Here is a 10,239-nt window from a genome sequence, read left to right as displayed (position 1 = left end):
CAATGAAGAACCCAGAATTCCATGAACGCCGTCGCCAACAATTCCTTTATGAGGAGCTTTACACTAAAACTCGAGAAAATCAACTTTCACTAATTAAAGGTCAACTTGCCAACAAAAAAGTGGCCGAATCAACACAAAGTCAAACTGTCATTTACCAGTTTTTGTATTTGGAAGCGCTATGGATCTGGATACTCGACTATACGGCAGGTGAGCCGATCGACGCACTGGCGCCGCGCATTGCAGGCATCGTGGATAAATTTGAAGAATGGAATGAAGTCGATCAACTTTATCAACAGGAAGCGGCGCTTGACTTTCCAGAATACGGGCCATACGAATACGAGGGAGCGCCACAGTTTTCCATCCTTTCCGATTATGAAGACACGCTTCAACTACTCAGCATCGCCATCCTGCTACGCGATCAGCGTTCGGTGCGACGCATCATCCACGTACTGCGTAGCCACCGTGGCCACGATGGGCTGTTCGAGCAATTAATTGGCGCATATGTCGAGGACAGTCAAGACCTCGACACCTGCATTATCAGCAAACCCTACGACACCCTGTTGCAAGTATTCTATGAGGAAGATGAGAAAGCTAGCTTAGTCCTGCTGCAAAAATACCTGAAACAGTGGTACCCAGCTATGAGAAATCATCCGCGCTGGTACGATGAGCATCTCAACATCAACGAGGAAGGCTATGCCGCCTATTACGGCTACTGGGCATTCGAAGCAGGGGCGACCGTCTTTATACTCGACCTGGACGACAGCCAGATCGACCATCTGGTCTACCCCAAAGACCTGGTCGATTATGCACGACAGTTATGGGAAGTAGGCCGCTTTACCAGTCAGGAAACAGAACCACTGATGCGCAAGGGACGCGTCGAGGGCGGCCAGCCCTGCCCTCAAACTGGCTTCTGGGAAACCCCAGCAAAATTACACAGCCGCAGCCACTTCGCGCAAGGCCAAATAATGCCTGTTTTTGACGATGCGGCATACGGTGAAACCATCTGGTATTGGAGTGAAGAACAATAGCCAAATTCCATCTCGCACAGCCAGCGACTGGCCCAGCGCAGGAGGCTTTGGAATTGCACGCCTACGCCGCCGAGGCCTGCCCGCAGACCGGACAGTGGCAAGCGCTGGACATTCCGCCGCAAACCCGGCGATTTGAATAAGGCGAGATCATGCGCAATCTGGATTGCGCCTATGGCTTGACGGTGTGGCGCTTCCTGAACGCATAAAAAACAGCGACGGTACTGATGTTCGAAACCATCGAGCTGATGCTCGACTGAAAAAGGCAATCATGCATTGCGGTTTCAGCATGCGCGCACCTTCTTTGACACGAATACAATTTACCCAAGAAAAAAGCAAGTAGCCATGGAAGATTTACCCTTTCATCACCGATGCAGACAGCAATTTCTCCATGAAGAACTTTACAATAGAACACGGAAAAATCAACTTCTTCTCATTGAAGTAGGAAATGATAATGAAAATGTAGCCAACACAACGCAAAGTGAAAATTCGATTTATCAGTTCTTGCATCTCGAACTATTTTGGCTCTGGATGTTGGACTACACCGCAGGCGTCCCCATCCATGAACTTGCCTCGCGCCTTGCCGTTATTATCGACGCATTTGAAAAATGGAATGATGTATATCAATCGTTTCAACAGGATGCTGCACTTGAATTTCCAGAATTTGGACCTTACGAATATGTAGGCGCCCCGCAATTTTCCAATCTTTTTGAATACGAAAATACCCTTCAATTAATTAGCATTGTCATTTTACTGCGCGACCAGCAATCGATCATGCGCATCATTAATGTGCTACGTAGTCACCGTGGTCAAGATGGCTTATTCGAACAATTAATTGGAGGATATGTCGAAGAAGAAATAAATCTAGACAGTTGCATTCTTGAAAAACCCTATGACACGCTGCTGCAGGTATTTTATGAAGAAGACGAAAGTGCGACGCTCAATCTTGTGAAAAAGTATTTGAAATTATGGTACCCAGCCATGAAGGATCATCCACGCTGGTATGACGAACACTTGCATATCAACGAGGAAGGTTATTCCGGTTATTATGGTTACTGGGCATTCGAAGCAGGCGCAACAGTCTATCTACTCGATCTCGATGACAGCGGTATCAATCACCTGGTCTATCCAAAAGACCTTGTAGACTACGGGCGAAAATTACGCGAAGAAAACCGTTACACCAGCTTGTATACGAAACAGCAGCACAATGTCCGCCGTGTTGAAGGGGGAAATCCGTGTCCCCAAAGTGGTTTCTGGGAAACCTCAGCAAGGTTACACAGCCGCAGCCACTTCGCGCAAGGCCAGGTGATGCCTGTTTTTGACGATGCGGCATACGGCGAAACAATCTGGCATTGGAGTGAAGGACAATAGTCAATATTTCATCTCACACAGCCAAGTATGTTAGGCATTTACGTTGAAAGTAATGTCCGACAACATCTTGAAGAAATCTGCACCAAACAAGAAAAATGGTACTTCACCATGAAAAATAACGTCTTTCACGAACGGCGTCGGCAACAATTTCTTTATGAAGAACTTTATAAAAAAACACGGATAAATCAACTTTCCTTGATCCGCCGAGGAGAAAAAAACAGAAAGGATGCATATTCGATAGGCGAAAGCTCCTCCGTTCATCATTTCCTGTATCTGGAATTACTCTGGATATGGATGCTTGACTACACGGCTGGCATAGCCCTCGATCAACTGGCGCCTCGAATCGCCGATATCGTGGACAAATTTGAAGAGTGGAACGAAGTGGATCAAAAGTATCAACAGGAGTGTGCACTGAAGTTGCCTGAATATGGTCCATATAAATATTCGGGGGCGCCCGATTTCGCGACACTTTCCGACTACGAAGACACGCTACAACTGCTGAGCATTGCCATCTTGCTACGCGATCAGCGTTCGGTCCAACGCATCATCCACGTACTACGTAGCCATCGCGGTCAAGATGGCCTGTTCGAGCAATTGATCAGTGCTTATGTCGACAACGTCGTCGAGCGCGATACCTGCGTGCTTGGCGCTCCTTATGACACCTTGCTAGGTGTCTTTTATGAAGAAAATGAGACTGCCACACTCAGCTTGCTCAAGCAATATTTACAACAGTGGTATCCGGCAATGAAGAATCATCCACGCTGGCACGACGAGCACCTTAGGATCAGCGAAGAGGGCTATGCCGGCTATTATGGCTATTGGGCATTTGAAGCCGGAGCTGCAGTCTTTATTCTCGATCTGGACGACAGCGCTATCGATCATCTGGTCTACCCTAAAGACTTGGTCAATTATGGCCGCAAGTTACGCGCGGAACACCGTTACACAAGCATGGATACTGACTTAATAAATAAGGCCGGTCGTGTTGAGGGTGGTCACCCCTGCCCCCAAACTGGCTTCTGGGAAGCCCCAGCAAGGTTACACAGCCGTAGCCACTTCGCGCAAGGCCAAGTGATGCCTGTTTTTGACGATGCGGCATACGGTGAAACCATCTGGCATTGGAGTGAAGAACAATAGCCAAATTCCATCTCGCACAGTCAGCGGCTGGTCCAGTGCAGGGGCCTTTGGAATTGCGCGCTGAAGCCGGCTAGGTCTGCCCGCAGGCCGGCCAGTGGCAAGCGCTGGACGTTCCTCCGTCAACCCGGCGATTTGAACAGGGCGAGATCATGAGCAATCTGGATTCTGCCTATGGCTTGACGGTGTGGCGTTTTATGAAGGCGTAAAGAAACAATGCAGTGAGAGGAGAAAAGATGAGTACAACGGAACGTTTTTTTACTGCCGAAGATGTAGAGGGAATGGTTGCTGACCTCAAAGAATGGCCAAACATGTCCTGTGACGATGGTAATCAAGATCTGGGGGTGTCTCCTTTCATAACATTTTACTTCTTGTATGATACTAAACGCCATCTTGACATATCCAATCTCATGATTAATATCCATGAAGAATTTTATAAAATCACAGGAAATCCATATATTATCGCAACGCATCCGAGTTCTGAGAGACCGCACCCTTACGGATCGAAACGTTTACCTGATCTGCGTGAGTTTGCAAGAAAAACAAAAAAAGAAGACTATTTCATTTTCAATTTTACCGATCAGAAAAAACATAACTCGTCGCCTTCCACTGCTGGATATTTCTGGAAAATGCGGGATCATATGAACGATAATTCAGAACCGTCAAACAGGGATTACTCATTCATTCAATTCTACTATCGCTGGTCATGGTGGAAGGATAACAAAAATGCATGGCGGCGGTTTGTTCTGGAAACCATGGAAAAACTAAAACCTGATCAGGTTTATAGCGGCTTTTCGATGGCCAATCCGATTGCTTTCGGCACCCGCTCGGCAGTGACCGTGTGGGAACGCTCTCTGGCACCTCGATTTTTTGGTTTGGACATTGATTATCCTTTTTCCATGAGCGGCTCGCTGGCAGACGGCATTCGCCCGCCAACCTGGGGCTTCCTGCTGTCGGATATGTGGCGCGAAAAATTGGATCTCAGCCGCGACCAGATAAAACTCAGCCTGCAACATCCGCACATCCGGATCGACGAGCTCGGCGCAGGCCTATGGATCGAACTGGGCGAGGAACCGGCCCTCTACCCGGTGGAGGACGGCGTGCCGGAATTGCCGGCGCTGCTCAACAAACTGCTCAAGCCGATCCGCAACGACCACATGGCGCTGCTGGGCTTTGGCCAATGGGACGGCGCCCCTAACGAACGCTTCAATGACGCCGACTCGCTACGCTGGATGCGGCGCTTCGACGCCGACAGCGACTGGCCCAGCGCCGAGTTGCGCCAGCGAGAAGCAAAAACGACGGACAAACAATGATGGCCGCCCCGTTCGACATGCGGCGCCGGCAGAAATTTCTCTACGAAGATCTTTATCATAAAACGCGGGAAAATCTGCTCGCATTAATTGAAGTCCGACTTGCAAATAAAAAAATAGTGGAATCAACGCTGGAAAAATCTGTGGTACATCAGTTTCTGTATTTGGAAGCGTTCTGGATCTGGATGCTGGATTACACAGCGGGTGAACCGATCGATGCACTGGCGCCGCGTATCGCCGGCATCGTGGATAAGTTTGAAGAGTGGAATGAGGTCGATCAATTCTGTCAACAGGAAGCGGCGCTTGATTTTCCGGATTATGGGCCGTACGAATACAAGGGAGCACCAGACTTTTCCACGCTTGCAAATTATGAGAACACGCTACAACTACTCAGTATTGCACTATTACTGCGCGATCAACATTCGGTCTTACGCATTATCCACGTGCTACGCAGCCACCGTGGCCAGGATGGATTATTTGAGCAATTGATTGGCGCATATATCGAGGATAAGCAAGATCTTGATTCGTGTATTCTCGAAAAGCCCTATGATACTTTGCTTCAGGTTTTCTATGAAAATAATGAGAGAGAGACACTCAAACTGGTCCAGAAATACCTGAAACAGTGGTATCCAGCCATGAAAGATCATTCCCGCTGGCACGACGGGCATCTGAGAATCAGGGACGAGGGGTACGCTCCCTATTATGGTTACTGGGCCTTTGAAGCCGGTGCGACCGTCTTTATGCTCGACCTGGACGACAGCCAGATCGACCATCTCGTTTACCCCAAGGACCTGGTCGATTATGCGCGACAGTTATGGAAAGAAGGCCGCCACACCAGCGTGGAGATGAAACCATCAGCCGAACAAGAACCCGGCGAATAGAATGAAAAATCCACCATTCGATGATCGCCGCCGCCAGCAATTCATTTACCAGGAACTGTATGAAAAAACCCTGGAAAATTCGCTTGCCCTGATACAAGTCCAACAGAAGAATAAGGAATCGGCTGAATCCGCGGCAGATCTCAGTCTGGCTTACAATTTTCTGTATCTTGAAAATTTCTGGATTTGGCTACTCGATTACACTGCGGGCATGCCCATGGAGGACCTCGCACCACGCCTGTCTGGCATCGTGGACAAGTTTGCGGAGTGGAATGAAGTCGATCAAGTACATCAGAAGGAAATATTATCGAAACATCCTGAATATGGCCCATATAGATATCGGGCAGCACCAAATTTTGGCGACCTTGCCGATTATGAAGATACGCTGCAATTACTGAGTATCGCTATATTATTGCGTGACCAGCGTTCGGTCAGTCGCATCATACGCATACTTAGCAGCCACCGTGGACAGGATGGCTTGTTCGAGGAACTGATTAGCGCCTATGTGGAGGATGCGATCATGATCGACACTTGCTTACTGGGCAAACCGTACGATGTCTTGCTGCAGACAGTGTATGAAGATGATGAAAATTCGGCACGAAATTTACTCAAGAAATATTTGAAACAATGGTACCCGGCGATGAAGGACCATCCACGCTGGTACAACGGCCATCTCAGAATCAGCGATGAAGGCTACGCGCCATATTATGGTTATTGGGCATTTGAAGCAGCTGCAATGGTTTTTGTTTTTGACCTTGATGACAGCGACATAGACCATTTGGTCTATCCAAAAGACCTCGTTGACTATGCGCGACAGTTATCGAAAGAAGGTCGCTATACCAGCATGGATAGGAATGAGGCAAGCGATGGCGGGCATGTCGAAGGCAAACAGCCCTGCCGTGACACGGATTTTCGGGAGTAAGAATGCAGACTCTGGACGAACACACTTTTTTGGCCAGGCGCAGGGAACCGCTGCTGTCCTACGCAATTTACCTTGAAAGCAAAGACAGTCTGGACGAGTGCTTCGACATGGTGGAGGCAGGCTTGCAACAGCCTGCCGAAGTACTGCAAAATATCCCGCCAGAAAATTTCATGACGGCCACGCGCCAGCGGGCCTGGGATGGCATAGACCTGCTCAGCCTGGCCTACAGCGCCGGCCATACGATAGCCGATCTGCGCGCGCTGTACCCCACGATACTCGAATACTGGGAAGAGTTTGCCAACTATGACAGGGCTTTTGACGTGCAGGCCTGCGCTGCGGAACAGGGATTTCCCCACTTCGCCCTGCCCGGTGATGGCTACGAGCAGGTCAACCGCATGATCTGCCTTGGCATTCTCCTGGGTTGGGGCAATTTGCTGCCCCGCCTGGCGCCAGTCATCGATTTCAACAACCACGAAAAAGATGGGCTGGTCGAACGCCTGCTGGCATTTTCCATCGATAACAGGGATACCGCCTGGCCGGAATGTACCCGCCACCTGCCCTACATCAAGACGCTCAAGATATTCGCGGCAGAAAAAAACCAGCGCCCGGCGCTGATGAAGGATTACCTGAGGCAATGGTATGACGCCAGCCGCCGCGAACCCTACTATGACAGCCACGCGCGCGACACCTCCTTTTCAGGCTACTGGTCATGGGAAGCGGCGGCCATCACCTGCCTGCTCGATATCGACGACAGCAGCTACCGCGATGCCAAATTCTATCCCGCCGACCTGGTGGCATTCCACCGTCAGCCAGCCTGTATGCGATCGGAGCCGGCATGAGCCACAACCCCGCCGTGATCGCAGCCTGCCTCATCTTCGCCATGCCCGCGCAGGCGCACGCCGCAGACTCGCCCTTTCCGGGGATTTATTCCGTCATCGATCCCGTCACGGGCATAACGCAGGATGTGCTGAAAATCGAACCGTTCATCAACGGCGCATTCAACGTCTTTCCCCGCTTCGCAGGGGAACGGGCGTGGGCTGGCGTGCTCTCTGGAAAGGTGATGGGCGCCAGGGACCGCTATCTGGAGGATGCACTATTTCCGCAGGACAGCAAGGTGCGCACCCTGGCCATCGCAGACATCGGCTACCTCTACCGCACGCCCGGCGACAGCTATTCGCGCGACGGCCGTTCGGATACCGGCTACCTGAGTCATATCTTTGCCATCGGCATCAAGTCCATGCAGCGCCGGCCGCTGCTGGCAGGCCATGCCGAACGCAGCGAGCGCGGCCAGCACGATTACCGGCCCCGGGCCGATGAAGCGAAGATAGCGGTCAGCACCCTGAGCTACAGCGCCCGTCCCATCCAGGTCGGCGTCAGCGATGCCGGCAATCCGGCCAATGCCGTCGATACCGATCCCCTGAACCCTTACATGAGCAGCGCCGCCCATTGCTGTTTCTACCTGCCGGCCACGCCGCACAAACCGGTACAGCTGACCATCGAGTACCGCTGGTTGCCTGACGGCAAGCCGGAAACGCGCACGCTGCCGTTGCCTGCCGGCAATATCACCGAGGAACTACTGGTCGTCGTGCAAGCCGATGGCAAGCTGGCACTGGAATTTCGCGACCCGCACGAATCGCAGTCGATGACGGCGGATGGCAGCGTCAAGGCCGGCAACGGCAGGCTGTATCCGGCCCTGCCCGCTGCCGAGCGCAAGGCCGTGCTGGCCGCGGAACTGGCGCGTCAGCAACGTTCTCTCAAAGACATCAGCAAGAAACTGGAAAAACTGCCGCCGACCACACCGTTGCAGCTCACGCAGCGGGTGGCGGAACTGGTCGAAGAGCGGCAGGCCGCCGTGACGTATCTGGAAGCGTTTTCCGCGTGCAAAGCGGCCGTGCGCGAGTGCGACAAGCAAGCCAGGGCGGCGGCCCGCGCCAGATAGCGGTTAGGCCCGTTTCTGCTAGGCTATCGCCGTGTCGCCACCTGTCGATGCTTCTTTCGGCACCAGCATCGCCTCTTTTACGCCGCCCGATACCGGTTTTGCCCCCTCATATCGCCAATAAAGATATTTCTTGCCTCGTTTCCCCATGAAATACTGCCGGTTTCGGGACCAGCGACTGGCTTCAACAAAGCCGATACTGGCGTCACTCATCTGATTCTTGAATCCCGCAACAGAATCATGCACATAGCGATCGAAGAATTTGTCAAATAAAGTCCGCTCGGCCACCGACAGCGACTTTCGGAGCTTGCCTTTCCAGGCATCGTAGATCGCGTCCTCCAGCGGTTCCGTGGCACTGCGAAAAAATCCTGTTTTCTTTTCTGCAATATTCTGAACGTCGCGTTCCCATTCGCTGTCCGTCGTGGTCATGTACTTGTCAGGCGTGGCATACATGACGGACTGCCCCTTTGCGATGATGGCTTCGCGTTCTTTGCGCGCCGCGCGCTGGCGTTCCGTGCGTCCCCAGCGCCAATGATAGTAATTGTTCATGTGGCTGATGACTTGCGTCTCGAGCCGCTTGTCCGCGCTGACGTGCTTCATGTAAGCGTCGAAGCATGCCTCCAATTCGCTGCTGATGTTAAACAGCGAGCCATAATCCTGAAGAACCTCTTCGGGTGACTTGAACGGCACCCCGGCGGCATATGCCGACAGATACATATTGCACAGCGGAATGCGCGCCAGTTCATTTGACCGTCCCTCCTGATTCATGTCGTCATAACCGCCGCCCACGTCGGAGTGTGCCCCGGGATAAAGAGTTTCCCGACAGTTCGAGTCAGTGGCCTGGTCGATTCGGATAGAGTCTGATGGAAATTTCTCGCGCACTTCATGCGCTGCGACATAATGCTCGCAAAAGCGCACATACGGTGGAATACGCAGATCGGAGGCCCATTCCGCATGGCCGCCCTCGTCTGCCAGATACATCACGCCGCCCCAGACAGGTCCCAGGTGATATTTGAGATTCGACTCAAGGCGGCTACCGCCAAACCCCACCGAGGCCACGGTATCAAAAATACCGAGGAAGTAAATCACCAGACGCGGCTGAATAAATCCGCCACTTTTGATCCAGATCAATCCATCTCCCTGCTGATAACACTGTCCAGCCAACTGACGCACAAAGGCCCGCGCCTGGGCCGCCCCCCGACTGAAACCAAACACGGCAACATTGATTTGATTTACATGCGGCATGTGCTTGTCCACCCGCACCTTCAACTCCTTCAGCATCCAGCTGATCCGGGCCTGCCCTTTTGCAGCCGATGCCATGCCGAGCGCCCCATCGATTCCATCACCGCTGTCTTGAATTTCCGGAAACGGCGTGCCGACTCCTGGCGTATATATCGCGTAAGTCTTGTTTTTTTCGTCTTCGGCCGTATGCGCAAACTTTCCCAGTTTCGCAATATTGCTGTACTTTACATTCGACGAAGCCAGCGAACCATTTCCATCTTTTTTGAAATTATTTCCAGTTCCGTCAAAAAAACAGCTGATCCAGACGGGCTTTTGGCAATCCGACTCCTTCGCACATTTCTCCAATTCCTTGCGATAAATTCCTCGGGCAAGTCTTTCACTCTTCGTGACGTCGCTAAGCCGGCGTATCGTTGGTTTACTCATG

General features: G+C 51.7%; 9 protein-coding genes. 8 read left to right on the top strand and 1 reads right to left on the bottom strand.

The features are described from left to right. The first annotated feature begins 2 nt into the window (after positions 1-2). The 8 genes from O3299_RS02705 (at position 3) to O3299_RS02670 (ending at position 8,576) form a co-directional block, all read left to right on the top strand. Positions 3-1,028, top strand: coding sequence for a PoNe immunity protein domain-containing protein (locus tag O3299_RS02705; RefSeq protein WP_099664642.1), 1,026 nt, complete (start codon positions 3-5; stop codon positions 1,026-1,028). Between the two features lie 342 nt (positions 1,029-1,370). After that, positions 1,371-2,396, top strand: coding sequence for a PoNe immunity protein domain-containing protein (locus O3299_RS02700; protein WP_305061438.1), 1,026 nt, complete (start codon positions 1,371-1,373; stop codon positions 2,394-2,396). Positions 2,397-2,423: 27 nt separating this feature from the next. Beyond that, positions 2,424-3,530, top strand: a complete 1,107-nt coding sequence (locus O3299_RS02695) for a PoNe immunity protein domain-containing protein (protein ID WP_305061437.1) — start codon at positions 2,424-2,426, stop codon at positions 3,528-3,530. Between the two features lie 233 nt (positions 3,531-3,763). Further along, positions 3,764-4,840, top strand: coding sequence for a type VI immunity family protein (locus O3299_RS02690; protein WP_305061436.1), 1,077 nt, complete (start codon positions 3,764-3,766; stop codon positions 4,838-4,840). After that, positions 4,837-5,718 carry a PoNe immunity protein domain-containing protein gene (locus tag O3299_RS02685; protein ID WP_305061435.1) on the top strand — a complete coding sequence of 294 codons (882 nt, stop codon included), beginning with the start codon at positions 4,837-4,839 and terminating at the stop codon, positions 5,716-5,718. The genes O3299_RS02690 and O3299_RS02685 overlap by 4 nt, the downstream gene beginning before the upstream one ends. Position 5,719: 1 nt before the next feature. Continuing rightward, positions 5,720-6,637 carry a PoNe immunity protein domain-containing protein gene (locus O3299_RS02680; RefSeq protein WP_305061434.1) on the top strand — a complete coding sequence of 306 codons (918 nt, stop codon included), beginning with the start codon at positions 5,720-5,722 and terminating at the stop codon, positions 6,635-6,637. Positions 6,638-6,639: 2 nt separating this feature from the next. Then, positions 6,640-7,476 (top strand): PoNe immunity protein domain-containing protein, encoded by an 837-nt coding sequence (locus O3299_RS02675; protein WP_305061433.1) that lies wholly within the window; start codon positions 6,640-6,642, stop codon positions 7,474-7,476. Then, entirely contained in the window at positions 7,473-8,576 is a 1,104-nt protein-coding gene (locus O3299_RS02670) for a hypothetical protein (RefSeq protein ID WP_305053321.1), read from the top strand. The genes O3299_RS02675 and O3299_RS02670 overlap by 4 nt, the downstream gene beginning before the upstream one ends. An 18-nt stretch (positions 8,577-8,594) precedes the next feature. Here the strand turns inward: O3299_RS02670 and O3299_RS02665 are convergent, their stop codons facing one another. Then, positions 8,595-10,238 (bottom strand): DUF2235 domain-containing protein, encoded by a 1,644-nt coding sequence (locus tag O3299_RS02665; RefSeq protein WP_305061432.1) that lies wholly within the window; start codon positions 10,236-10,238, stop codon positions 8,595-8,597. Between the last annotated feature and the right edge of the window lies 1 nt (position 10,239).

The organism is Janthinobacterium sp. SUN176 (assembly GCF_030587335.1).
Lineage (GTDB): Bacteria > Pseudomonadota > Gammaproteobacteria > Burkholderiales > Burkholderiaceae_D > Janthinobacterium > Janthinobacterium kumbetense.
Note: the sequence above shows the minus strand (reverse complement) of the source record. Positions and strands in the feature narration are given on the sequence as shown.